Genomic DNA, 24,940 nt, shown 5'->3' with positions numbered 1-24,940 from the left:
TAAGGAGATGAACATATGAGTCGTAGAGAATACACACAAACAGTTAAACCTGTAAGTCGCGTTCCGGAAAAAATCTTTGGTTGGTTAGCTTGGTTACCATTATTAGCACTTTCAATCTTTGGTCTTTATCAATTATTAGTGAATGGAAATAATCCGGAGTTTGTTACACAATTAAAAGAAGCATTGAATAATGAATTAGGTAAAAATCCTGATTTTCAAAATTCATTAAATGAAGCAAATATGTCAGTTGATGAATTAGTACCATTAATGATTAAGAGTGTATGGGGCATTATAGCTTACACAATTTTACCATTATTATTTGGTTTAATTGGATTACTTAAAATGAAAAAGCGTATTTTAGCAGGTGTCATGTTATTATTAGCAGGATTACTGACTGCACCATTATTCTTAACAATCATTTTAGGATTTATTCCTTTATTCTTCTTAATCGCAGCAATTTTATTATTTGCGCGTAAAGATAAAGTAATTACAAATAATGATTATTATGAAGATCATCGTGAAGTAGAAACAGTTGAGAGAAAACGTAATGTTGCACCTACTTATGTTGAGCGTGACGAAACAATCGAACGTGAGCGTAACAATGATTATGTTTATGATGCAGATGTTACTAAAGAACGTGAAGTAAATTACAACAATCGTACAGTTGATACTGATCGTGATACAGTAATAGAGCAGAAAAATCATACAAATGTTGATCATGATTTCAACGCTTCAAATGAACGTAATACGTTTGATAATAATCTTGATGGTGATCGTGATCGTGTAACTTATGTTGATAATACAAAAGATGCAGTTAACGAACGTCGTGACAACTACAATAATCGCAACCAGTAAAAAACGCCCTCGGGCGTTTTTTTATTGATATAAAGGTAGTAATTCAAAGTATGTTTTCTCAATTTCATGAATAAATGCTTTATCAGATTTTAAAGCAGCATCGCCAGGAAAGAACACCTTACCAAACATTAATTCACCTTTTTTGACATTAATAAGTCGATCGATATAAGCTTCGATATCTTTCTTTTTTATATCTTTAATGAAATCATAATTTTCTTTCATATGATCGCCTTTAATGATATATTCATCACCTAATGCTTGAATTGTTTTAATTTGTTTCTTCCATTTTTTCGCCATACGTTCCTTATCAGGAGATTCATATATAACTCCGAATAATACAAATGCGTGACTGCCAAACAATCCAATTTGGAAATGAGGTAACATTTTATAACCACGTTTGTTCGTAGCAAAAGCAACCCATGTATCATTTGGGGGATTAGTCTTTCTACGTAGATGTTTGGCAACGTGCGGATAGAAAGTTTCATCTGTTTGTTCACTTAAATATGCACTAAAGTGCTCTCCTAGAGCTTCTAACTTAGGACGTGTCGTGTCAATCAATGCTTCCATACGTGGCGCAAGACCATCAATATTAAAAACATCGAAATCTTTTTTTGTAAAAGTATATTTAACCATAGAAACCTCGCTTATTTTTAAATTTAAATTCAAATGAATCATGATAAATACAACATTACATGAAAAAACATAAAGATAAAACATTTTTGCATATATTTATTCTTGTGTATAATATATGGAACAGGAGGAGTGCTTATGGAACTTTATAATTTTTTAAAAGATATCACATTGCAGGCTGGAGAAAATATCCGCAAGCAATTAAATGAACCACTTTTAATAGAAACAAAATCAAACCCAAATGATCTTGTTACCAATATGGATAAAGCAACAGAAAAATTCCTTTTTGATCGTATACAAGATACATATCCTGATCATCGAATTATTGGTGAAGAAGGTAGTGGAAAAGACATAGATAATTTAAATGGCGTCATCTGGATTATAGATCCGATAGATGGTACATTAAATTTTGTCCATCAACAAGAAAATTTTGCGATTTCTATTGGAATATTTATTGATGGTGAAAAATATGCTGGTGTTGTTTATGATGTTATGCGAAATATATTATTTGAAGCACGTGCTGGACATGGTGCATATAAAAACGGTGTAAAGTTAGAAAATATAACAGAAACACCACTCGCGACGTCTATTATTTCTATGAACCCAAATTGGTTAACGAAAGATTTTACGCGTGATATTTATATCCCGCTTGTCAGAGATTCACGTAGTGCAAGAAGTTATGGTTCTGCTGCATTAGATTTTGCGTATGTAGCATCAAACAAGATAAATGCATATATTACACTTCGCTTACACCCATGGGATTTTGCAGGTGGATTGATTATTGTTGAAGAAGTTGGTGGTATCGTGACAAATCAGTTAGGAGAACCGGTTAATTTACTAACTGCAAATTCTATAGTTGTAGCGAATAAGTCTCTTCATACGGAAATTATGAATGATTATCTTAGTCCGTTTAAATTAGAATTAGAAAAAATACATCAAGGCAGATTTTCTAAACGATAATTTGATTTGTTTGTTTCTTTTTGGATTTCGGAAAAAGTTTTTGTAATTGATAATTCGTAAAGAAATAATCAGAAAATCTTTGTATTTTTGCCTTTGTAATCGTTTGATCTGAGTGAATTTGAATTAATGCATTCAAAGTATAGTTAAAAATTTCATCGATAGTATGTATCGTCTGGCATTGACTGCAATAAACAAGTGATTTGTATTTTGAAATGTGATTTAATGCTTTACATTTTGGACAGACGATTCCTGTACTATAAGCAGATTGTTTGTTGAGGATTGGCTCAATATGTGCACTTTTTAAGTACTCACTGTTCTGAGTGCTTTTTTTTTATTCATTTTGTTGATTTTATTAATATATGGAATGATATCGTGTCTAAAAAGAAATGGATAATGATCAGAATTGGAATCAAGTTCAAACGTTTCATCCATGCACACACATTTAATATATATTGGTAAATGTTTGTATTTACTATCTAATATAGAATATATCGAATATTTTACGCAGTTTAACTGTAATATATCCAACTGCGGCTGTTCAGTAATATAATGTGCCAGAATGCCTTCATTATTTACATAATGCAGGCCAGAATAATTGTTGAGTTTAAAAAGATAGATTGCAGATTCAGATACTAATATGACATTGATTAATGCATCAACATGATAATCTGAATAATTAAATTGCCATATAATATCAAAACAATCGGTGTTTAAATGATTAAGAAAAGATTCAAATTCAATTTCTAAACTTTCTGTATTGCGTAGTAGTATTAATCTTTCTATCTGTTCTTCAGTGAATTCAATTCTACCTTCTAACGCTTCTAAATATGCAAGATGTTTATTCTTTTGTCTTGGCTTTAAGATCATGTTATCACCTCTATATAGAATCAATACAGTGATAATATAATAGACCATTGAATTGTGTGCAAATTGCAGCATTTCAATTTTTTAATAAATATTTGTCCAGAAAATTAATTTTGATTCGAAATATAGGAAAAACTGCAAAGGTTCCTTTGCAGTTTTACAAAATTACTATAACCAATCATTTTTTCGGTATTGACTTTTTAGTGTAAATCCATATCCAAAAGTTGCAATGAACAAAATAATTGATATAACGATTAGTAAATAATTTAATTCAGCTAATCCAATGCTGAAGAGAATTAACATTAACACGGCAAAAATTGCTAACAGAAAAAATGGTAACTTACTTTTTATCAAAAAAAACACCCCTTATATTTTGAATCTGGAATTTATCGATATATAATTAACCTATAATATGATATAATATCACAGTTACATAATAAACTGTAGTTCGATTAAGGAGAAACAAATTAATGACAAATTTTAGAGAAGATGTTCGTAATATTGCAATTATCGCCCACGTTGACCATGGAAAAACTACCCTAGTTGATGAATTATTAAAACAATCAGGTACTTTCCGTTCAAATGAACACGTTGAAGAACGTGCGATGGATTCAAATGATATCGAAAGAGAACGTGGTATCACGATCTTAGCAAAGAACACAGCAATCGATTATAAAGGAACGCGTATCAACATTCTGGATACTCCAGGGCATGCTGACTTCGGTGGTGAAGTAGAGCGTATCATGAAGATGGTAGATGGTGTATGTTTAGTTGTAGATGCATATGAAGGAACTATGCCTCAAACACGTTTCGTATTAAAGAAAGCATTAGAACAAAACTTAAAACCTGTAGTGGTAGTAAATAAAATAGATAAACCTTCAGCAAGACCTGAAGAAGTTTTAGACGAAGTATATGACTTATTTATTGAATTAGAAGCAAATGATGAACAGTTAGACTTCCCAGTAGTATATGCTTCAGCAATTAATGGTACTGCTAGTCTTGATGCGTCGACTCAAGATGAAAACATGCAAAGCTTATACGAAACGATTATCGATTATGTACCAGCACCAGTTGATAACCGTGAAGAGCCATTACAATTTCAGGTTGCTTTATTAGATTACAATGATTATGTTGGTCGTATCGGTATTGGCCGAGTATTCCGTGGAACGATGGAAGTAGGACAACAAGTTTCATTAATAAAGATTGACGGAACAATTAAAAATTTCCGTGTTACTAAAATCTTTGGTTTCTTCGGTTTAAAACGTGTTGAAGTTGAAAAAGCATATGCTGGTGATTTAATTGCTGTATCTGGTATGGAAGACATTAACGTAGGTGAAACTGTTACTCCAGTAGATACTCCGGAAGCTTTACCGATTTTACGTATCGATGAACCAACATTACAAATGACTTTCTCAGTAAACAATTCTCCGTTTGCAGGTAAAGAAGGTAAATTTGTAACTGCGCGTAATATTCAGGACCGTTTAGAATCACAACTTGAGACAGACGTATCATTACGCGTAGAGTCTGTTGGACCTGATAGCTGGACTGTTTCTGGACGTGGAGAATTACATTTATCTATCTTAATCGAAAACATGCGTCGTGAAGGATTCGAATTACAAGTTTCTAAACCAGAAGTTATCGTAAAAGAAATTGATGGTAAGAAATATGAGCCATATGAACGCGTTCAAATTGATGTACCAGAAGAAAATACTGGATCAGTTATTGAATCTTTAGGAACACGAAAAGGTGAAATGGTTGATATGGTTAACAGTGGTAATGGTCAAACACGTTTAATCTTTAACGTACCTGCACGTGGATTAATCGGTTACCGTACTGAATTCATGTCAATGACACGTGGTTATGGGATTTTAAATCACACATTTGATGAATACCGTCCATTATTAAAAGGGCGTATCGGTGGACGTCGTAACGGCGTATTAGTTTCTATGGAGAAAGGAGTAGCTTCAACATATGCTATCTTAGCTCTAGAAGATCGTGGTGTAAACTTTATGGAACCGGGTACTGAAGTATACGAAGGTATGATCGTTGGTGAAAACTCACGTGATAATGACTTAACAGTAAACATTACTAAAGTTAAAGCTGCAAACAATATCCGTAGTGCTACTAAAGAACAAACAACAACGATGAAAAAGCCAAGAACTTTAACGTTAGAAGAAGCTTTAGAATATTTAAATGAAGATGAATTAGTTGAAGTTACACCTGAATCAATTCGTTTAAGAAAGAAAACTTTAGATAAATCTCAACGTGAAAGAGAGCAAAAGAAAGCAAAAGCAGCGATGCAAGAGGAGGAGTAATCAATGAATTTTATGATCGGAAATGCGCAAGTGAGCGTAGATCCTGAACAAAGAATGTCATTTCTTGCTAAACTTTTTGCAGTTGATAAACATCCAGAGACTGGTATGTGGTATTTGTTGATAGCGATATTTATATTAAGTGCAATCGTTTATAATTTAGGATTTGCGAGAAAGTTAAAACCTTGGCAAAACGTGGTCATATATATTCTATTATTCCTGGGCTGTATTATATTAAACTTCCTGGCAGTATTTTTACCTGTCGGTGAAAGTTTAATTATTGCAGCGATTGTACTTGGATTGTATCGATATCGATTACATAAAGAGCGACAACAAAAAGAAGCTTGAGACGAATGTCTTAAGCTTCTTTTTGTGATGAAAAATTTCGAATAATCATCTTATAAATTAAATTAACGCAATACCTGTAACGTGTTTCATGATTAATTTAAGTTCGTCGTTATATAAATATGCATCTACCATACCATCATCGTATAAACGTTTACCGTCTTTTGAAAACTGGAAGTATAGATGCTTTAATTCAGCTAAAGTAATTTGTACTTTAGTATCTTCGTTCGATAATTCAACTTTTGTTGCGTCACTATCTGGTTCTGCATTAATAATAAACGAATGCATATTCATTAAGAAGGTACCTTCTAATAATGCTTGTTTCTTAAATTCTTTTCAGAAACAAGCGTCGGAGGTTTTGAACCACCTTCTAATATTTCGCGGTTCCATTCATAATTATCCTGGAAGGTTATTGGTTCTTCTCCTGAGGATTTACCTTGTAATAGCGCTTCCATTTCAACTTTACGATCATCAAAGATAAAAGTAGATGGATCTAATGTAATATTGAATTTTACTTTCCCTTTAATCTGTATAATCATACTATCACCCTTTCATATTTATAATACCATATTCTATTTAAGTAAATGCTTGATTTTTAAGGACTTGTCATATAGAATTTTAAAGTATAAGAATAATGAAATGAAGGTGTATGCTATGCGTGACCATTTAGATTACAAACAAAAGGCATATGACCAGCTCAATCAAGATGCAGAGAAAATTTTGCAGTTGATTAAAGTTCAAATGGACAACTTAACAATGCCACAATGTCCTCTTTATGAAGAGGTGTTAGATACACAGATGTTCGGTTTAAGTCGTGAAGTAGATTTTGCAACACGTATCGGATTAATTGAAAAAGATGAAGGCAAAAAGATTTTATCTGCTCTCGAGAAAGAACTTTCTAAATTACATGATGCCTTCACAAATGTCTAAAGTCTAGAGCGTTTGCTTTAGACTTAATTTTATTTCAGGAGCGGGTCCTTTTGAAACACATAAGAAATTTTATCGATTACATAAAAGAATATACAAAGTATGTAGACTTTCCACTACTATTGAGTTATGTAGCACTGGTATTGATAGGGTTAGTGATGATTTATAGTGCGAGTATGGTCGCTGCAACGCGTGGGACGTTGACAGGTGGTCGTCCAGTAAGTGCATCTTATTTTTATATTAGACAGCTGGTTACAATTATCTTGAGTTTTGGTATCGTCTTTTTTATGGCCTATTTCATGTCCATTAAAATAATTAAAAATAAACGCGTCCAACAATTCTCGATTATTGCAATTATGATACTATTACTTTTTACGCGTTTATTTGGCGTAGAAGTAAACGGTGCTAAAAGTTGGTTACCTCTGGGTTTTATGCAGTTACAAACTTCAGAATTACTTAAAATTGTTGTAATTATTTATTTAGCATATATTTATGATAAGAAAGAAAATCTTGAAAAGATGAGCTGGGATATTATCGCACCACTTGTTTTAGTAGGTATTTGTGCAGGACTTGTTATTATCCAGAATGACTTTGGATCGACAATGATAATTTTAATGATAATCGGTTGTATTTTCCTATATTCAGGAATCGCATTTCGTGCCATGATGATTATGATTGGTTTAGTAAGTGGTGCAGTTGTACTTATTATGACGGGGATGTTTTTAATCACTGGTAAGTTTTTAGCGACACATCAACAGCAACGTTTTGAGGTGCTTGCAAATCCTTTTAAAGACGAAGAGGGTGCTGGTTATCATTTATCAAACTCGTTAATGGCGATTGGTAACGGTGGTATATTTGGTAAAGGTTTAGGAAATGGTGTGATGAAACTTGGTTATCTACCTGAACCCCATACAGACTTTATATTTGCTGTCATTGCCGAAGAGTTAGGTCTTGTTGGTGCCATAATTATCATATCTTTACTATTCTTTATTGTTTATAAAGGATTTATGTACGCTGCTCTTGCAGATACTGTGTTCTATAAGCTCATTTGCGTTGGTGTAGCAAGTTATATCGGAATTCAGGCTTTTATTAATCTTGGTGGTATATCTGGTTTAATTCCATTAACAGGTGTTCCTCTTCCATTTTTAAGTTACGGTGGATCAAGTTTATTAAGTCTATCTATTGCGGTCGGATTACTATTGATGGCTGCAAAAGATGTAAAAAAGAAATCGTTGGAATAATTAAATTTATTCAAAAATATGAATACGTTTACAGAAATGCATGTGTCTTTTGGCACATGCATTTTTGTATAAGTTGTTGATTTTAAAATAATCAATAAGTATGACCTATTTTCTAATTAGTATGATACAAATGAATATTTTATGTATAATATGTCTTAACAATTTTATTTTGGAAAAGGATTATATATAATGTATGTGAAAAGGATAACATGTCGAGGAGGAATTGTATGAAACACATTAAAAAGTTACTCGTAGCAAATCGTGGGGAAATCGCAATAAGAATTTTCCGTGCAGCAACCGAACTAGAGATACCAACTGTAGCTATTTATTCTAAAGAAGATAAAGGTTCACTTCATAGATACAAAGCGGATGAATCTTATTTAGTTGGTGAGGATATTGGTCCTACTGAAAGTTATCTTCATATCGAACGAATCATTGAAATAGCAAAAAAATGTGGTGCAAATGCAATTCATCCTGGTTATGGTTTCCTAAGTGAAAATATGACTTTTGCTGAACGTTGTGCTGAAGAAGGTATTATCTTTATTGGTCCAGAAACGAAACATTTAGATATGTTTGGAGATAAAGTGAAAGCACGTGCGACAGCAGAAATGGCAGAATTACCGATTATTCCTGGTACGAAGGATGCTGTTACTTCTTTTGAAGAAGTAAAGGAATTTACAGATTTATATGGTTTCCCTATAATTATTAAAGCCATTTCTGGTGGTGGCGGAAAAGGGATGCGAATCGTTAACAATCAGGAAGAATTGGAAGATGCCTATCAACGTGCCCAGTCAGAGGCATTAAAATCATTTGGTAATGCAGAAGTTTACCTAGAGAAGTATATTGATCAGCCAAAACATATTGAAGTTCAAATACTTGGAGACATGCATGGTAATCTGGTTCATTTATTTGAACGTGACTGTTCAGTACAGCGTCGTCATCAAAAGGTAGTTGAAGTTGCGCCTTCTGTTGGTTTAAATGATGATTTAAGAATGCGCATTTGTGAAGCAGCTGTTCAGTTGATGAAAAAGATCAATTATATAAATGCAGGTACTGTTGAATTTTTAGTGAGCGGAAATGAATTTTACTTTATAGAAGTTAATCCACGTGTGCAAGTTGAACATACTATAACTGAGATGGTAACGGGTGTTGATATTGTCAAAACGCAAATATTAATTGCTGATGGTGAGAACATGCATGACGAGCGCATCGCTATGCCTATGCAGAAGGATATTATTACATTAGGTTATGCAATTCAGTGCCGTGTTACGACTGAAGATCCCCTAAATGAATTTATGCCAGACACAGGAACAATTATGGCATATCGCTCTACTGGAGGTTTCGGTGTACGTTTAGATGCCGGTGATGGTTTCCAGGGAGCAGAAATTTCTCCTTATTATGATTCTTTACTTGTAAAAATTTCTACACAAGCGATTACTTTTAAGCAAGCTGAAGAGAAAATGATACGTTCATTACGTGAAATGCGTATCCGTGGTATTAAAACGAACTTACAGTTTTTAATGAATGTCGTTAAGCACCCTAAGTTTGTGAGCGGAAATTATACAACGAATTTTATTGATGATACACCTGAACTATTTGATATTAAAACACCACGTGATCGTGGTACGAAGACGTTAGAATATATTGCAAATGTAACTGTGAATGGTTTTCCTGGTGTTGAAAAAAAAGAGAAACCAAACTTCGAGCCGCTATATATAGAAAAAAAAGAACCGAGTACGGAATCAGGAACGAAACAGTTATTAGATTTACATGGACCTGAATATGTTAAACAATGGTTGCTTGATCAAAAAGATGTTTTAATTACTGATACAACGTTTAGAGATGCACATCAATCATTACTTGCAACACGTGTACGTACAAAAGATATTTTAGAAGTTGCACCTATGACCAGTCATTATCTTAAGGATAGTTTTTCTCTCGAGATGTGGGGGGGAGCTACATTTGATGTAGCGTATAATTTCCTGAAAGAAGATCCGTGGCAACGCCTTGAGCGATTACGTAAAGCTATACCGAATATTTTATTCCAGATGTTACTTCGCGCTTCTAATGCTGTTGGATATAAAAATTATCCGGACAATGTGGTAATAAAATTCGTAGAAGAAAGTGCGAAAGCTGGTATTGACGTATTCAGAATATTTGATTCATTAAACTGGTTAGATCAAATGAAAGTGGCAAATGAAGCGGTTCTGAAAGCCGGTAAAATTTCTGAAGGTGCTATTTGTTATACTGGTGATATATTAAATCCTGAACGTTCAAGCATTTATACGCTGGATTACTATAAGAAGATGGCAAAAGCTATGGAGCGTGAAGGATTCCATATTTTAGCGATTAAAGATATGGCAGGTCTGCTTAAACCAGAAGCTGCATTTGAGCTAGTAAGTGAATTAAAAGCAACTGTAAATATGCCGATTCATTTGCATACACATGATACGAGTGGAAATGGTGTGATGCTTTATTCAAGAGCTATAGAAGCTGGTGTTGACGTCGTAGATACAGCACTCGGAGCGATGAGTGGATTAACAAGTCAACCAAGTTCCAATACGTTATTCTACGGATTAAATGGTAAAACACGTCAAATGAGAGCTGATATTGAGGGTATGGAAAAATTATCGCATTACTGGGAAGGTGTACGTCACTATTATAAAGACTTTGAAAGTGACATTAAATCGCCACATACAGAAATATACAAACATGAAATGCCAGGTGGGCAATACTCTAACTTAGGGATGCAGGCAAAGAGTTTAGGTTTAGGAAATCGTTTCAGTGAAGTTAAAGATATGTATAGACGTGTTAATTTAATGTTTGGTGATATCGTTAAAGTTACACCGTCATCTAAAGTAGTAGGAGATATGGCCTTATACATGGTTCAAAATGACTTAGATGAAACGTCAGTTATCGAGCGTGGAGCAACATTAGACTTCCCAGAATCAGTTGTTTCATTCTTTAAGGGTGAGATAGGCCAACCAGTAAATGGTTTCCCGGAAGCACTTAAGAAAGTAGTACTGAAAGATATTGAAAGTATTGATGTTCGTCCCGGTGAATTATTAGCACCGGTTAATTTCGATATATTACGTAAGGAACTTGAGGAAAAACAGCATAAACAAGTATCAGAACAAGACATTATCAGTTATGCTTTATATCCAAAAGTATATGAACAATACATTGCAACAAATGAAAAGTTTGCAAATGTATCGTTACTAGATACACCAACATTCTTTTATGGAATGCGTAAAAATGAGAAAGTTGAAATAGCTATTGATGAAGGTAAAACATTGATTGTGAATTTAATCAGTGTGGGACATGTCCACGAAGATGGTTATAGATGGGTGTACTTCGACTTTAATGGTATGAGTCGTAAAGTATACGTTAAAGATACAAACGTTGAACCAAGTCTAGCTACGATTCCTAAAGCAGATCCCAAAAATAGAAGTCATATCGGAGCACAAATGCCTGGAACAGTCGGTGTCGTAAAAGTAAAAGAAGGTGATGTTGTAACTAAAGGCCAATCATTACTTATTACTGAAGCGATGAAGATGGAAACGACTATCCAGGCACCATTCTCAGGTACTATTGACAAAGTTTATGTTAATACGGGAGATAGTATACAAACGACAGATTTATTAGTGGAAATTTCAGAAGCTTAAAAAATAGAAAAAAATAACCTGCCGTGGCAGGTTATTTTTGCGTTGCACGAGAAATGAGAAGTAAGAAATAGCACAGCAACCCAAATAGTAAGGTAATAAATAATGCATGTAATAATGCCACATATAAATTTAGCATCGTAAATATTGACAACGCACCTGTCGTTACTTGTAAACAAATTAATAAAAATGCGATTGAGTAGCCATATTTAATAACACGATACTGACTATAATTTTTTACGGCATGGTAAACAACGTAACTTAACCATATAAATAAGATAAAAGCTAGTGTACGGTGACTCATCTGTACCCATTCAAAAAATGTTTCGGGCAAACCGATTTGTCCTTGTTTACAAAGTGGCCAGCTCAGACAAGCAAGGCTAGCTTTTTCGTGACGTACAAGGGCGCCACTATAAATTACAATATAAATAAAGCTTGTTAAAGCTATTGTATGTCTTCTTAAATGAGAATGTATCACTAATTTTGTAGCGTCGAACTTTTGATCTACTTCAAATATTAATAATGTGAGTAAAAACACAGAACTAAAACTAATTAATGAAATTCCGAAATGTAATGCTAATACAAATCCATTTTGTTGCCAGATTACAGCAGCTGCACCGATTAAAGCTTGTGCAAAAATAAAGCCGATACTCATCCAGCATAAAAACTTTGTTTCTCTTTTATGACCAATATATTTAATGCTTAAAACAACAAGCCATGTTACCGAAATCAAAGCAAGTCCAGATACACCACGATGTGCGAGTTCAATCAATGTTTCCATAGGAATATGTGTCGGTACAAACTTACCATGACAAAGTGGCCAGCTATTACCACATCCGTCAGCAGAACCCGTCTTTGTTACTAGCGCACCACCGATTTGTACTAGTATCATCAGTACGGTCGTAAACAAAGATAACCATTTTAAATTCTTTTCTTTTAACAAATACTTCACCTCTAATTATCATTATGCACGTGAAGTGTAAATGTAAACTTTATTACATCGCGACTTCAGTATATACTTAAGATATAGTATAACAATCTAACTTTAAAGTAAATGTGTCACATTCGTGAATTATTTATAATTGTAGAGAAATAGAAAAATGTCACAATTTAATTTCGAAAATGTATAGAAAATGTGACAGTTTTCATATATTATTGTTATTATATGCGTTAGTATTGTTAAAGGAGGGTGAAAATGCAAAATGAACAAGTCTTAAAGAGCGTCAAATCGGTCGAACAAACGCGATTGACATTTAAAGATGTCAAAGCAATTGTCAAACTTGGTCTCGTTCAAGGTAATTTGATACCGACGTTTGCGGGAGCATTTCTTGCTATCATGATGACACAACGTTCATTTTTAAATAGCATTCCTGAATTATTAACGATGCTTACGGGATCTACACTTATTATGGCAGGAAGTTGTGCATTAAATAATTTTTATGATCAAGATATTGACCGCATTATGCCAAGTAAACAGGAACGGCCAAGTGTTACTGGGAAAATTGCTTCTCAATCACTATTCCAGCTGAGTTTATTATTGATGTTCATCGGAGAAGTTTTACTTTTCATGATAAATATTGAAACAGGAATAATTGGATTTTTAGGGATATTTGGTTATGTGGTTTTGTATTCTGTATGGTCTAAACGTCATTTAGTGTCAAATACTATAATAGGTAGTTTTCCAGGAGCGATTCCACCACTTGTGGGTTGGGCTGCAATTGATCCTAATCTTTCAAAGGTAGCATGGATGTTATTCGTCATTATGTTTATTTGGCAACCGGCACATTTTTATGCGCTGGCTATAAAACGTAAAGAAGAATATGCTATGGCGGGGATACCGATGTTGCCATCTGTTAAAGGTTTTGAAAGAACTAGACTTGGAATGCTTTTCTGGGTTGCTTTACTTCTTCCAACACCATTTTTAATGGATGAACTAGGAACTATTTTTATAGTACTTGCCACAATCTTAAATCTAGGTTGGCTTTTGCTTGCTGTATCAGGGTTTAAGTCAAATGTTAAAGAAAACAGATGGGCAATGACAATGTTTATTTATTCTTTAAACTATTTGATGATCTTTTTTGTTATGATAGTAGTAGTTACATTAATTCAAATGATTTGATTATGAATGGTGAAAGAGGGGTTAGAATTTAATGAAAAACAAATTTAAGAATGTAAAGTTGATGGGCTTAATTTCATTATTATTAATGACTTTAGCTGGTTGTGGTGAACCACATTTATCAGCTTTACGTCCAGCAGGGGAAGTTTCAAAAGATCAATTCAACTTAATGATGTTAGCGGTTTACATCATGCTATTTGTTATTGCAGTTGTTGTCGTTATTTTCGTTTTAGCAGTTGTAAAATTCAGACGTAGTAAAGTTGGAGAGAATTTTGTACCGAAAGATGTGCACGGTAATCATAAGTTAGAGATTATCTGGACAACTATTCCAATTCTTTTATTAATAATTTTAGCAATTCCAACAGTTATGCTAACTTTTAAATTAGCTGATACGAAAGCTATGGATAAAGTAGATGCAAAAGGAAAGAATAAAGAAATCGTAGTCGATGTAACTGCAAATCTTTACTGGTGGGAATTTGAATATCCAAACCAAAAGATTGTGACAAGCCAAGAACTTGTTGTACCGACGGATACAAAAGTTTATTTCAAATTACATTCATCAGATGTTAAACACTCATTCTGGATTCCAGCAGTTGGTGGTAAGATGGATACGAATGTTGAGAACATCAATAAATTCTATTTAGTATTTGATGGTGATAAAGCTAAAGATGCTAAAAATATGTTCTATGGTAAATGTGCAGAGTTATGTGGACCTTCACATGCATTGATGGACTTTAAAGTTAAAACAATGTCTAAAGATGATTTTAAAACTTGGGTATCTAAAATGCAGGATGTGAAAAAACCTGTGGCAACAACTGATGCTAAACAAGGTGAAAAGGTATTTAAACAATCTTGTCAAGGTTGTCACGCGGTAACACCAACTGGTAAAGGAGCAAAAGGTCCTAACTTAACAACTTTCGGAGAAAGAACAACAGTTGCTGGCGTTTTAGAACATAACGAAGAAAACTTAAAAAAATGGATTAAAGATCCTGAAAAATACAAACCAGGGAATAAAATGACTGGTTCGTATAAAGTATCTGATTCAGACATCGATGCATTAACTAAATACTTAATGGAACGAAAAGTTGAAGAGTAATAAATAAAGGGAGGTTACACAATTGGCTACACAAAAAAAACGTGGTTTAATTATGGAATATTTAACAACAGTTGACCATAAAAAAATTGCAATATTATATCTTATCATGGGTGGATTATTCTTCGCCATGGGTGGTATTGAAGCAATGATTATTCGAATTCAACTTGCTGTTCCTGAAAATGATTTTGTTTCAGCAGGTCTATTTAATGAAATAATTACGATGCATGGTACAACAATGATTTTCTTAGCGGCTATGCCGTTATTATTCGCATTTATGAACGCTGTAGTACCTTTACAAATTGGTGCACGTGACGTAGCATTCCCATTCTTAAATGCATTAGGTTTTTGGTTATTCTTCTTTGGTGGAATATTCTTAAACTTATCTTGGTTCCTAGGTGGAGCACCTGACGCAGGTTGGACATCATATGCTTCATTATCTTTAGCATCACCTGGACACGGTATTGATTTCTATGCTTTAGGTTTACAAATTTCTGGTGCTGGTACATTAATTGCAGGGATTAACTTTGTGGTTACAATTATGAATATGCGTGCACCAGGTATGACATATATGCGTATGCCGTTATTTACATGGACAACGTTTGTTGCTTCAGTATTAATCGTATTCGCATTCCCACCACTTACTATCGGATTATTCTTATTAATTTTCGATAGAATGTTTGGTACAGGATTCTTCGTAGTATCACAAGGTGGTAACACAATTATCTGGGAACATTTATTCTGGATTTTCGGTCACCCAGAAGTTTACATCTTAGTATTACCGGCATTCGGTATTTTCTCTGAGATTTTCGCTACATTCTCAAGAAAACGTTTATTCGGATATTCAGCGATGGTATTCGCTACAGTATTAATTGGTTTCTTAGGATTCATGGTTTGGGCTCACCACATGTTTACAGTAGGTCTGGGTCCAACTGCAAACGCAATTTTCGCGGTTGCTACTATGGCAATTGCAGTACCAACAGGTGTTAAGATCTTTAACTGGTTATTAACAATCTGGGGTGGTAGTATCGAATTTACGACGCCGATGCTTTATGCATTAGCATTTATTCCATCATTCGTTATGGGTGGAGTTACTGGTGTAATGCAAGCATCAGCGCCAGCTGACTATCAATATCATGATTCTTACTTTATCGTAGCGCATTTCCATTACGTTATCGTTGGTGGGGTAGTATTCTCATTACTTGCAGGATTACATTTTTACTTCCCGTTAATGTTCGGTAAGATTTTAAACGAAAAATTAGGTAAAATTTCATTTGTTTTATTCGTAACAGGTTTCCATTTAACATTCCTAGTACAACATTTCTTAGGTTTATGGGGTATGCCAAGACGTGTATTCACATACTTACCTGGTCAAGGTTACGATACATTTAACTTAGTATCCACGATCGGTGCATTAACGATGGCTGTGGCAGTAATTATCTTGTTAGTTAACGTTGTGATTACTTTAGCTAAAGCGCCAAAAGTAGGTCGCGATGCTTGGGGCGACGGTCGTACTTTAGAATGGTCACTTCCACAACCAACTCCATTCTACAACTTTGCTCAAACACCACTTGTTCGTGGTTTAGATGCGTTTGATTTAGAGAAAAAACAAGGTAACGGTGAGATTTTACCTGCTGAATCTTTAGGTGATATTCATATGCCTAATAATTCAATCTTGCCATTTATGCAATCACTTGGATTATTTGTAGCAGCTTTTGGTACTTTATACTTAGCTGATGGTCAAAAATGGGCGTTAGATGCAGTAAAAGATTTACCAGCTCAACCTTGGGCTCCATTTGTATTAATTTTAGGTTTAGCGATTACAGCAGGCGCAATGATTGCGCGTTCACTAAAAGATGATTTAGGATATCATATTACTAAAGATGAGCTAATTGAGTACGAAAGAGGTGTTAAATAATGGCACATCACGAAGAGAAAATGACGGCTGAAAGATGGCCAAGTCATCCTGAAACAGCTTCTTTAGAAGGTAAAAATAAGTTATTAGGATTCTGGGTATTCCTTGGTGGAGAGACTGCATTATTCGCATCTTTATTCGCTACTTACTTAGCATTAAAAGATCGTGTCCCAAGTGAAGATCACCTTTTAGCAAAAGATTTATTCAATTTACCTTTAGCATTTGTTATGACGATGTTATTATTAACATCTTCATTAACAAGTGTGTATGCGCTATATCATATGAAAAACTATGATTTCGGCAAAATGATTACATGGTTTATCGTTACTGTAATTTTAGGTTTAAGCTTCTTAGGTTTAGAAATTTATGAGTTCGTTGAATATATCCATCAAGGTCATACTTTCAGATCAAGTGCATTTGGTTCAGCCTTCTACTTCTTAGTAGGAACTCACGGATTCCACGTAATTATAGGTTTAACATGGATTATACTTTTAATCATCCGTAATATGAAACGTGGATTAAGTGTATACAACGCTGCGAAGTTCAATACAGCTGCTTTATACTGGCATTTCATTGATGTCGTGTGGGTATTTATCTTCACAGTAGTTTACTTGTTAGGGGTGTTAGGATAATGTCAAATGAAACTAACAACAACTTAAAGTTTAATCAGGATCGTTACAATTTCGAAAAAAGAACAAGAACTGAAGAAATGAGAATGCAGGTTACTACATTTGCTATAATGATTTTCTTGACGTTAATTGCTTTTGCTATGGTTGCAGCTGGATTAAGTAAAGAATTTGTTATTCCTGCAGTATTATTAATGGCGTTAATTCAAGTCATACTTCAATTCTATTATTTCATGCATATGAAACATCCAGGTCATGGGACAGCTAAATTAATGATGCTTTCTGGATTGTTTATTGCCGGGACTTTTGTAGTAATGGCTTTATATATCACGTGGTTAGGTGAGCCATTATTAAAATAATCAATAAAAACTGAGACGATTGTCTCAGTTTTTTTATTATCACGATTTCGTCAAGAATTTGATATATTTTATCCACTTGTCTGCCATAATTTGCGTTATAATGGTGACAGTATATTTTATGGAGTGATGATATGGGTAGTATTCGTTCTATCTCAATTTTTGGATTTTTAGCAAACTGGAGTCCATTTTTCTTAGTTGCAATTATTTTTGCAACAATTGTCTTTTTCTTAATTACTGTGAAATGGTATAAAGATATCCCAGGAGGACGCCCTCTCAAGAGGTCAGAAGGTATCTTATTTGTCTTCTTAATGATATTACTTTATATCATGAAAGGTGCACCAATTGATTTACTGAGTCATATTATTTTTAGCTTTCATATGTTACAGATGGCAGTCTTGTATTTACTTATGATGCCGTTATTCTATTTTGCAATTCCGAATTACTTAATAGAATATGTAATCAATCTTCCATATGTTAAGCCCGTATTTCAATTTATGACACGACCGATTATTGCACTGGTTACTTTCAATGCATTCTTTTCATTGTATCATTTACCGATTGTACTAGATTTCTTAAAACAAAATGCAACACCACATTCACTATATACGATTTTATTATCGATTACCGCTTTTACAATGTGGTATCCGATTTTTAATCAAAAAGGTGAAACGAAGAAACAGTTATCTGGTCTAATGAAATTAGGATATATTTTTGGAATCGGAGTATTGCTTACACCATCTTGTGGATTAATTATCTTTGCACAACATCCAATGTATAAGACATATACAGATCCGAAAGCCTGGATGAGTGCAATGAGTTTATGTGTACCTACAGGGACATTAAATGATGTTCTACAAAATTCAGGTATTAGCGGACCACAATATTTTACTAATATGACACCTAAAGATGATCAGCAAACTGGTGGAGTAATCATGAAAGTATTACAAGAAATATTCTTTGGTTTTATGTTCTATTATATTTTCGTCAACTGGTCTCGTTCTGAAAGATTAGATCCTGACGAAATTACACGTCTGAGTTTAGAAGAAAAAAGAAAGCAAGATGCTTATTTCAGAGAATTTGAATAGGGGGACAATATGAGTTTACCAATCTTACCAACAATCAGTACTACATTTATTGTCATCAGTGCTATACTGGTCGCTATCGGCTGGTATTTGGTGGCTAAAGGACGAATTGAAGCACATAAAAAAGTGATGCTCGCAGCGGGTGTTGCAGCGACAATTTTCTTTATTATCTATGCTTCAAGAACAATTTTTATTGGCAATACATCATTTGGTGGACCTGATAATTTTAAAATTTATTACACTGTATTTTTAATTTTTCACATTACTTTAGCAACGATAGGTGCTGTAATGGGAATATTAAATATCTATACAGGTTTGAAAGATAAACTTAATATTCACAGAAAATTTGGACCGATCACATCAATCATCTGGTTTTTTACAGCAATCACCGGTGTAGCGGTATACCTATTACTTTATGTGTTCTACCGTGGTGGTGAAACAACATCAGTAATTAAAGCAATCTTAGGATTTTAAAAAAGATCATCTCAATTGAGATGATCTTTTTTGATAGTGATAAAGTTAAATTTTTATATTCGCTTTTATAGCACCTGATTCAATAATTGTTATAATAATAATTAACAGAATCGGACCTATAAAGAACCCTACAAAACCCATTAATTTTAAACCGATATACATTGCTATTAAGGTAGGTAAAGGACTGAGTCCAACACCGTTACCCATTATTTTTGGTTCTAATACTTTACGTTGTACGAGTAAAAATGTTGAAAGTACAATTAATTTTAACGCTAATCCAACGTCCCCTGTCACATATGCGTAAATCGCCCATGGTATTGTTATGCCGGTAGCTCCAATAATAGGCAATAAATCGACCAGACAAATAATAAATGAAAGTACTAGAGCATTTTTAGGCGTAATAAATAATAATCCTATAAAAGTAAAAAACCATGTAATTCCTGAAAGTATAACTGCAGCACGCATCATTCCAAAGATGGAAGACGTAACGCGATTCCACACAAAACTTGTCTTGTTGTAGGTTGTATCATACATATGGTTTCTAATAAATTGGTGCATCTTAGGTATTTCTAACATAAATAAAAATAAAGCAACGAGAAATACTAAGCCAGAGATAAAGGTCTCTGGGAGACTGGCAACAAGTGAAGTTATGCGTTCTACATTAAAGTAATTTAAAATAGAATCTCGCATTGAAAATAAGAATTTCTGGATCTCGTCAAATAAAGATGAAGCGATACTTTCTGGAATCATCTTAGAAATTTTTATTTCTACCTTGTCCCATACTGCCATCAAATTGTTCAACTTATTCGGTAAATCTTTAGAGAACTGAATGATGTGTTCAATTAGTTTTGTTAAGAAGAAATAAGTAAATAATAGTATTGAAACGAGTATCGTAGAGTAAATGATTGTAACACTCCACTTTCTACTTCCAACTTTCTTCTCGAGTATTTTAACAAATGGTTCTATCATCAATGCAATTACTAAAGCTGATATAAGAGGAATAGATATTGGGATAATAAAATATAAAAAAAGTATCGCAATAGCAATTAAAGAAATAATGAGTAATGTGCGTTTATTCAGCCATTTTTTTACCATGACATCACCTCTTCTTTGGTAATAAAAATAGCGTGAGACAAATGAATTTGTTCACGCTTAGTTAACTAGAATTATGCTTGAATCGCTTTAATATCATTATAGATGCTAGTAATCGTACGTTTACAATGTTCAACTAATGCATCACTAAAATATTCATCTTCTCCGTATTCGACACCAGTTGGATAATAGTGTTTACCTAAATATGGATCCATCATTTGCAAAGTAGCATTTCTAGCGCCCACATCACCATCAATAGCGTAACCAGGAATACGTAAATAATAAATACCTTCTGATAATTCATATTTTAAATCATAAGTAGCACGTTCAAAATCCCAATGGCCCCCTAATACTAAACCGTGTTTATTCATTACATGCTGGATTAAAGATTGTTCAGCTACGATTGTTTCAATCCCTGAATTTGTGAATACCATTCTAAGTTCCTCCCTAAATCATTCTATCTTCAATTTTAAGATAAAATCGTTATTGATGCAATCGAATATTCATTTCATTTCAAATAATGTTAGAATAGTGATAAGAAAAAGAAAAAGAAGGTGTATTTTTGAAAAGTATTTTAATTAAACTTCTGCTAATTTTTTTAATGGGTGTATTTTTATTTTATTTATTTTATTCACCTTCATTAAAATTTGATGTATTAGAAAATCCCGCAAAAGAGAAGATTTCAAATGAAGATATCAAACCTTCATCTAAAAATACAGTTAAAAGACCAAAACTTAGTAAAGGTCTTGGTGTTTACATCGGTAAAAATATAAATCAGTTTACTGAACAATATGGTTATCCAAAACGAATATATGATTCAAATTTTAATTACAAGAATTTTGTCTATGAGTTTAAAGACCAATATTACATACTTGGTGTCAATAATAAAAAAATTGTAATGGCTTATGCAACGGGTAAAAATGCAAAAAGCTATCCATTTAAAATTGGACAAAGTGCAGATAATATCTTTAATGGAAATGCGATTGTAAGTGAACCCATAATCAAAACAAAACAGTCAGAATATCAGTTTCAGTTAACCGAGGTAGATATTAAAACACAGACTTTAATACAATATGATGATATTTTTGTACAAGTTTATATTGATAGAATTTCAAACAAAGTAATGGCGATGCGTTATATTGAGCCGAATACACTCGTTCAGATGCAACCCTATGCGATGAGTAGTAAAGGTAAGACGATAGAGAAGACTGCTAATAACGAAATTCACACTAAAGATGAAGTTGCAATTAACAGTAACAAAGTACTGACAATGTTTGAAATCACGAATTATATGCGTAAAATAAATGGAAGACAGCTACTAGAAACAAACGAATTAATCAATCATGTAGCACAATTTCAGGTTGCTTCTTTAAATAAGGAAAAACAAAAGAAAGTAAAGCAGGTTGAAGATGAAATTGGCAGTGAACTAAATAAACTGGATATTAATTATTTGCATTTATCTCAAAATATCGCGTTTAATTTTGATGATGTACCAAGTTTAATCAATAGCTGGTTAAACTCTGATGAGCATAGAGAAAATATGCTTAACAGAAATATCAATGAAATGGGTGGAGGAATTTCTGGTTCATATTATTCATTAATTTTTATAAACAATGAAAACAGAGATACACAAGCAGATTAGGAAGTGGAATTATGATTTATGATATAGATTTTATAGAAGTAATGGATCTTGCAGACGAATTAAATCAAATGATCCTTCAAAGTGAGTCTTATCAAGCATATAAAAAAGCATTTTTAGACTTAAGTATTAATGAAGAAGTACAGCAGCTAAAAAACGAACTCATCCGTATAAAAGAAAGATATGATGAAGTAAACCGATTTGGCCGTTATCATCCTGATTATCAGCGTGTAATGCTTGAAACAAGAAAGAAGAAAAAAGAATATGATATGCACCCTGAAGTGGCACAGGTGAAACTTCTTGAAACACAATTACAAACTTTACTGGATGAAGTTCTTATCATAATTGCATCATCTGTTTCAGCAGAAGTAAAGGTAGAAAAAGGTAATCCATTTTTTGAATCCCATACATGCAGCAGTGGATGCGGGTGTAGTTAGGAGGTTTTTATGGAGGTAAATGAGAAGAAACTCATTTCTAAATGGGAAAAGAAAATTAAATTTTTGAACCGTCCGGATGAGCATTTATTTAAAGCTAAAAATAGTGATTTAATTTTTATCCCGATATTTGAAAAATTTCTTGGTAACTATGTACCTATAAAATATCATCAAAAAGTATTATGTATAGGATGTCATACCGGTAAATGGGTGAATAGTATTGACCATCAGACAAATATTAAAGGTTATATTCTGGATCAGTCTATTCGAAATTTGCAAACTTCAATGCATATATATCCACATTTTAATTATGAAATAGCTTCGAGTAACGCATTGCCTTATAAAGATAAGAAGTTTCATTATATATTAATTAATCAACCTTTTGATACTTTTCTTGAAAAAGAAGAACTTATAAAAGAATTTCAAAGAATAATAAAGAAAAAAGGGAAAATTATTTTATACTATAAAATTAATCTCTTTTTTAACAGAAGACAACAGCTTGAATCAATGTTTGAAGCTGTGGATTTACAAATTGAAAATATTATGCATTACCGAGGTATAGAAATATATGAAATAAAAAATAAAGGAATGGCTTAACTTAGCCATTCCTTTATTTAATTAAACTTACTTTTTATACTTCTCATTAATTAAATGCATTGCAATATCAGGGCGATCTGTAACGATAGTGTGTACACCTTTTTTTAGTAAAGCATCCATTTCATCGATACTGTTGATGACCCAATATCCTACTGCGATATTTAAACTTTGAAGAAACTGAATGAATTTTTCATTATTTAATGGAATACCACGATAATGTGTCGGTATTTGGAACGTATCCACATTAGGTTGATATATATGTTTCATCCCTGAATTAAAAGCATAATATGCACGAGCAACTTCTTTTTGACCAGCACCAACTGCAACACGATCATGTGCATATGCATTAAAACGTAACGTTTGTTCATCTTCAAAGCTTGTTACGCAAACGCGGTCAAAGGCCTGTTTAGAATGAATTAAGCGGTACAATAGCACAGGTGCTAGTTTACCAGGCGTTGATTGTTTGCTATCTTTAATATCAATGTTGATGAGTAAATTAGGAAAAGCATCTAATAACTCGTTTAAAGTAACTATTTTAGCATCTTCATGACCACGATATGGATATTCGCCATTAATATCTTTAAAATGATAACCAAAGTCAAGCTGCTTCAATTCTTCTAAAGTATGATCACATACTTTACCAGAACCATTCGAAACGCGATCAACAAGAGCATCATGAAGTACTACGATTTCATTATCTTTCGTTAATCTAATATCAATCTCAAAACCGTCAATGCCTAATTTATGTGATTGGTTAAATGCAGCCATCGTATGTTCAGGAGCAAGTTTTAATCCTCCACGATGTGCAAATATGTACGGTGAACGTTTGCTGAAGAAAGGTTTAATATTGCGTGCACTTTGCTTACTCGTCATTTTAGTAGCTGCAACAGCTGCTGAATATGTAAGACCTGTTATAGCGATTGTTTTTAATAAAGTGTTTTTTTTCAAAATATGTACCTCCAACTGAAATTTGTTATTTTAATTTTAACAGAACAAATGATACTATAAAAGAAAGCAGAATGAGAGGAAAGAAATATATGACATTAGTTCAAAGAGAACAACTTATTATTTATTTGAAAAGTCATAAACATGAACGTCAAATTCGAAAGTATGGTCATATTGTGCATAGCAATCGTAAGGAAAAATGGGTTGCAATGTATATCAATGAAGATAAGTTAGATCATACACTTTCACAATTGGAAAAATTAAAGTTTGTGACAAATGTTCTTATCTCACCATATAAACAATTAAGGACAGACTACAGTTCAAGTGATAATAAACTTAATGCATCGGTTTAATAACACGTTGAAGACGTAACACACCAATTAAGTACTGATGATAAAGTGCATCTTCATAAAAGAAATGCTTTGCTTTTACATCAAATTCTTTTATTGGAATTTGATATTTTTCAGCCCATGACTTAACGAGATCAAAGCGTTTGTTACTATCGGGATATGGATAATTTATCCCTTCAAAAATACTATACATCGCCTGGAAGTTACCATCTTCTGTTGGATTCATAATCAGTACAACGGACGTTTTAGGCTGTTCTTCTAACGTCGTATGTAAAAATAAGACACAATCAGTACGATCATGATTATATTTCATTAATTGCTCGAGTTCGAAAAGATCACTATAACCTTCGCCGAGCGAAATAAAAGCTTGTTTCATTACGGTTCCCCTTTATATATTGATATTATTATTATACATGTATATA

At 33.2% G+C, this 24,940-nt stretch carries 26 protein-coding genes and 1 pseudogene; 18 read left to right on the top strand and 9 right to left on the bottom strand.

The genetic code is table 11. From position 1 onward, the window contains the following. Positions 1-15: 15 nt before the first annotated feature. Positions 16-855 carry a DUF4064 domain-containing protein gene (locus tag BFS35_RS04825; RefSeq protein WP_099580723.1) on the top strand — a complete coding sequence of 280 codons (840 nt, stop codon included), beginning with the start codon at positions 16-18 and terminating at the stop codon, positions 853-855. Positions 856-876: 21 nt separating this feature from the next. Here BFS35_RS04825 and BFS35_RS04820 read toward each other — a convergent pair whose 3' ends face one another. Further along, on the bottom strand, positions 877-1,488 hold the full coding sequence (locus BFS35_RS04820; protein ID WP_099580725.1) for a YktB family protein: 612 nt from the start codon (positions 1,486-1,488) through the stop codon (positions 877-879). Between the two features lie 135 nt (positions 1,489-1,623). Here BFS35_RS04820 and BFS35_RS04815 point away from each other — a divergent pair, with 135 nt between their 5' ends. Then, on the top strand, positions 1,624-2,445 hold the full coding sequence (locus BFS35_RS04815) for an inositol monophosphatase family protein (RefSeq protein ID WP_099580727.1): 822 nt from the start codon (positions 1,624-1,626) through the stop codon (positions 2,443-2,445). Between the two features lie 300 nt (positions 2,446-2,745). On the opposite strand, the gene BFS35_RS04810 is transcribed toward BFS35_RS04815, so the two are convergent. Continuing rightward, a complete protein-coding gene (locus BFS35_RS04810; protein ID WP_099580729.1) occupies positions 2,746-3,312 on the bottom strand; it encodes a hypothetical protein in 567 nt (188 codons plus the stop codon). Positions 3,313-3,477: 165 nt separating this feature from the next. After that, entirely contained in the window at positions 3,478-3,672 is a 195-nt protein-coding gene (locus BFS35_RS04805; RefSeq protein ID WP_331466701.1) for a DUF5325 family protein, read from the bottom strand. Positions 3,673-3,779: 107 nt separating this feature from the next. Here BFS35_RS04805 and typA point away from each other — a divergent pair, with 107 nt between their 5' ends. Further along, the gene (gene typA, locus BFS35_RS04800) at positions 3,780-5,624 is read left to right on the top strand and encodes a translational GTPase TypA (protein ID WP_099580730.1); all 1,845 of its coding nucleotides are present in this window, start codon (positions 3,780-3,782) and stop codon (positions 5,622-5,624) included. Positions 5,625-5,627: 3 nt separating this feature from the next. After that, entirely contained in the window at positions 5,628-5,969 is a 342-nt protein-coding gene (locus BFS35_RS04795; protein WP_099580732.1) for a YlaH-like family protein, read from the top strand. A gap of 57 nt (positions 5,970-6,026) precedes the next feature. On the opposite strand, the pseudogene BFS35_RS04790 reads toward BFS35_RS04795, so the two are convergent. Further along, positions 6,027-6,502, bottom strand: a pseudogene (locus BFS35_RS04790) (hypothetical protein). A gap of 118 nt (positions 6,503-6,620) precedes the next feature. Here BFS35_RS04790 and BFS35_RS04785 point away from each other — a divergent pair. The 3 genes from BFS35_RS04785 (at position 6,621) to BFS35_RS04775 (ending at position 11,799) form a co-directional block, all read left to right on the top strand. Beyond that, positions 6,621-6,896 (top strand): Fpa/YlaN family protein, encoded by a 276-nt coding sequence (locus BFS35_RS04785; RefSeq protein WP_096076877.1) that lies wholly within the window; start codon positions 6,621-6,623, stop codon positions 6,894-6,896. A gap of 50 nt (positions 6,897-6,946) precedes the next feature. Next, the gene (locus tag BFS35_RS04780; RefSeq protein ID WP_099580734.1) at positions 6,947-8,134 is read left to right on the top strand and encodes an FtsW/RodA/SpoVE family cell cycle protein; all 1,188 of its coding nucleotides are present in this window, start codon (positions 6,947-6,949) and stop codon (positions 8,132-8,134) included. Between the two features lie 227 nt (positions 8,135-8,361). Further along, positions 8,362-11,799 carry a pyruvate carboxylase gene (locus BFS35_RS04775; RefSeq protein WP_099580736.1) on the top strand — a complete coding sequence of 1,146 codons (3,438 nt, stop codon included), beginning with the start codon at positions 8,362-8,364 and terminating at the stop codon, positions 11,797-11,799. 31 nt (positions 11,800-11,830) lie between these two features. On the opposite strand, the gene BFS35_RS04770 is transcribed toward BFS35_RS04775, so the two are convergent. Next, entirely contained in the window at positions 11,831-12,739 is a 909-nt protein-coding gene (locus BFS35_RS04770; protein WP_099580738.1) for a COX15/CtaA family protein, read from the bottom strand. A gap of 252 nt (positions 12,740-12,991) precedes the next feature. On the opposite strand from BFS35_RS04770, the gene cyoE reads away from it, so the two are divergent. The 7 genes from cyoE to BFS35_RS04735 all read left to right on the top strand — a co-directional run bounded on the left by cyoE (position 12,992) and on the right by BFS35_RS04735 (position 19,461). Then, positions 12,992-13,915, top strand: coding sequence for a heme o synthase (cyoE, locus tag BFS35_RS04765; RefSeq protein WP_099580740.1), 924 nt, complete (start codon positions 12,992-12,994; stop codon positions 13,913-13,915). A 31-nt stretch (positions 13,916-13,946) separates the two neighbouring features. Further along, on the top strand, positions 13,947-15,008 hold the full coding sequence (gene coxB / locus BFS35_RS04760; RefSeq protein WP_099580742.1) for a cytochrome c oxidase subunit II: 1,062 nt from the start codon (positions 13,947-13,949) through the stop codon (positions 15,006-15,008). Between the two features lie 52 nt (positions 15,009-15,060). Then, on the top strand, positions 15,061-16,923 hold the full coding sequence (ctaD, locus tag BFS35_RS04755) for a cytochrome c oxidase subunit I (protein WP_170137303.1): 1,863 nt from the start codon (positions 15,061-15,063) through the stop codon (positions 16,921-16,923). Beyond that, the gene (locus BFS35_RS04750; protein ID WP_099580745.1) at positions 16,923-17,552 is read left to right on the top strand and encodes a cytochrome (ubi)quinol oxidase subunit III; all 630 of its coding nucleotides are present in this window, start codon (positions 16,923-16,925) and stop codon (positions 17,550-17,552) included. The genes ctaD and BFS35_RS04750 overlap by 1 nt, the downstream gene beginning before the upstream one ends. After that, a complete protein-coding gene (locus BFS35_RS04745; RefSeq protein WP_096076869.1) occupies positions 17,552-17,905 on the top strand; it encodes a cytochrome C oxidase subunit IV family protein in 354 nt (117 codons plus the stop codon). The genes BFS35_RS04750 and BFS35_RS04745 overlap by 1 nt, the downstream gene beginning before the upstream one ends. A gap of 131 nt (positions 17,906-18,036) precedes the next feature. Then, positions 18,037-18,990 (top strand): cytochrome c oxidase assembly factor CtaG, encoded by a 954-nt coding sequence (ctaG, locus tag BFS35_RS04740; protein WP_099580747.1) that lies wholly within the window; start codon positions 18,037-18,039, stop codon positions 18,988-18,990. A 9-nt stretch (positions 18,991-18,999) separates the two neighbouring features. Further along, a complete protein-coding gene (locus BFS35_RS04735) occupies positions 19,000-19,461 on the top strand; it encodes a DUF420 domain-containing protein (protein ID WP_099580749.1) in 462 nt (153 codons plus the stop codon). A gap of 45 nt (positions 19,462-19,506) precedes the next feature. Here the strand turns inward: BFS35_RS04735 and ytvI are convergent, their stop codons facing one another. Next, positions 19,507-20,556, bottom strand: coding sequence for a sporulation integral membrane protein YtvI (ytvI, locus tag BFS35_RS04730; RefSeq protein ID WP_099580751.1), 1,050 nt, complete (start codon positions 20,554-20,556; stop codon positions 19,507-19,509). Between the two features lie 71 nt (positions 20,557-20,627). Then, positions 20,628-20,987, bottom strand: coding sequence for a YugN family protein (locus tag BFS35_RS04725; protein WP_096076864.1), 360 nt, complete (start codon positions 20,985-20,987; stop codon positions 20,628-20,630). Positions 20,988-21,115: 128 nt separating this feature from the next. Here BFS35_RS04725 and BFS35_RS04720 point away from each other — a divergent pair, with 128 nt between their 5' ends. From BFS35_RS04720 to BFS35_RS04710, 3 genes are read left to right on the top strand one after another with little or no spacing between them, the layout of a single operon-like run. Beyond that, a complete protein-coding gene (locus tag BFS35_RS04720) occupies positions 21,116-22,195 on the top strand; it encodes a CAP-associated domain-containing protein (RefSeq protein ID WP_099580753.1) in 1,080 nt (359 codons plus the stop codon). An 11-nt stretch (positions 22,196-22,206) separates the two neighbouring features. After that, positions 22,207-22,629 carry a YlbF/YmcA family competence regulator gene (locus BFS35_RS04715; protein WP_240628364.1) on the top strand — a complete coding sequence of 141 codons (423 nt, stop codon included), beginning with the start codon at positions 22,207-22,209 and terminating at the stop codon, positions 22,627-22,629. A 9-nt stretch (positions 22,630-22,638) separates the two neighbouring features. Then, positions 22,639-23,223 (top strand): methyltransferase domain-containing protein, encoded by a 585-nt coding sequence (locus BFS35_RS04710; RefSeq protein ID WP_099580755.1) that lies wholly within the window; start codon positions 22,639-22,641, stop codon positions 23,221-23,223. 27 nt (positions 23,224-23,250) lie between these two features. Here BFS35_RS04710 and BFS35_RS04705 read toward each other — a convergent pair whose 3' ends face one another. Further along, a complete protein-coding gene (locus BFS35_RS04705; RefSeq protein ID WP_240628363.1) occupies positions 23,251-24,171 on the bottom strand; it encodes a glycerophosphodiester phosphodiesterase in 921 nt (306 codons plus the stop codon). 89 nt (positions 24,172-24,260) lie between these two features. Here BFS35_RS04705 and BFS35_RS04700 point away from each other — a divergent pair, with 89 nt between their 5' ends. Further along, a complete protein-coding gene (locus BFS35_RS04700) occupies positions 24,261-24,521 on the top strand; it encodes a DUF2129 domain-containing protein (protein ID WP_099580757.1) in 261 nt (86 codons plus the stop codon). On the opposite strand, the gene BFS35_RS04695 is transcribed toward BFS35_RS04700, so the two are convergent. Next, on the bottom strand, positions 24,505-24,894 hold the full coding sequence (locus BFS35_RS04695) for a DUF7147 family protein (protein WP_099580759.1): 390 nt from the start codon (positions 24,892-24,894) through the stop codon (positions 24,505-24,507). The genes BFS35_RS04700 and BFS35_RS04695 overlap by 17 nt on opposite strands. Positions 24,895-24,940: the final 46 nt, after the last annotated feature.

Source organism: Macrococcoides goetzii (assembly GCF_002742385.2).
Lineage (GTDB): Bacteria > Bacillota > Bacilli > Staphylococcales > Staphylococcaceae > Macrococcoides > Macrococcoides goetzii.
The sequence above is the reverse complement of the archived record's forward strand: the minus strand, read 5'-3'. Positions and strand labels throughout refer to the sequence as shown.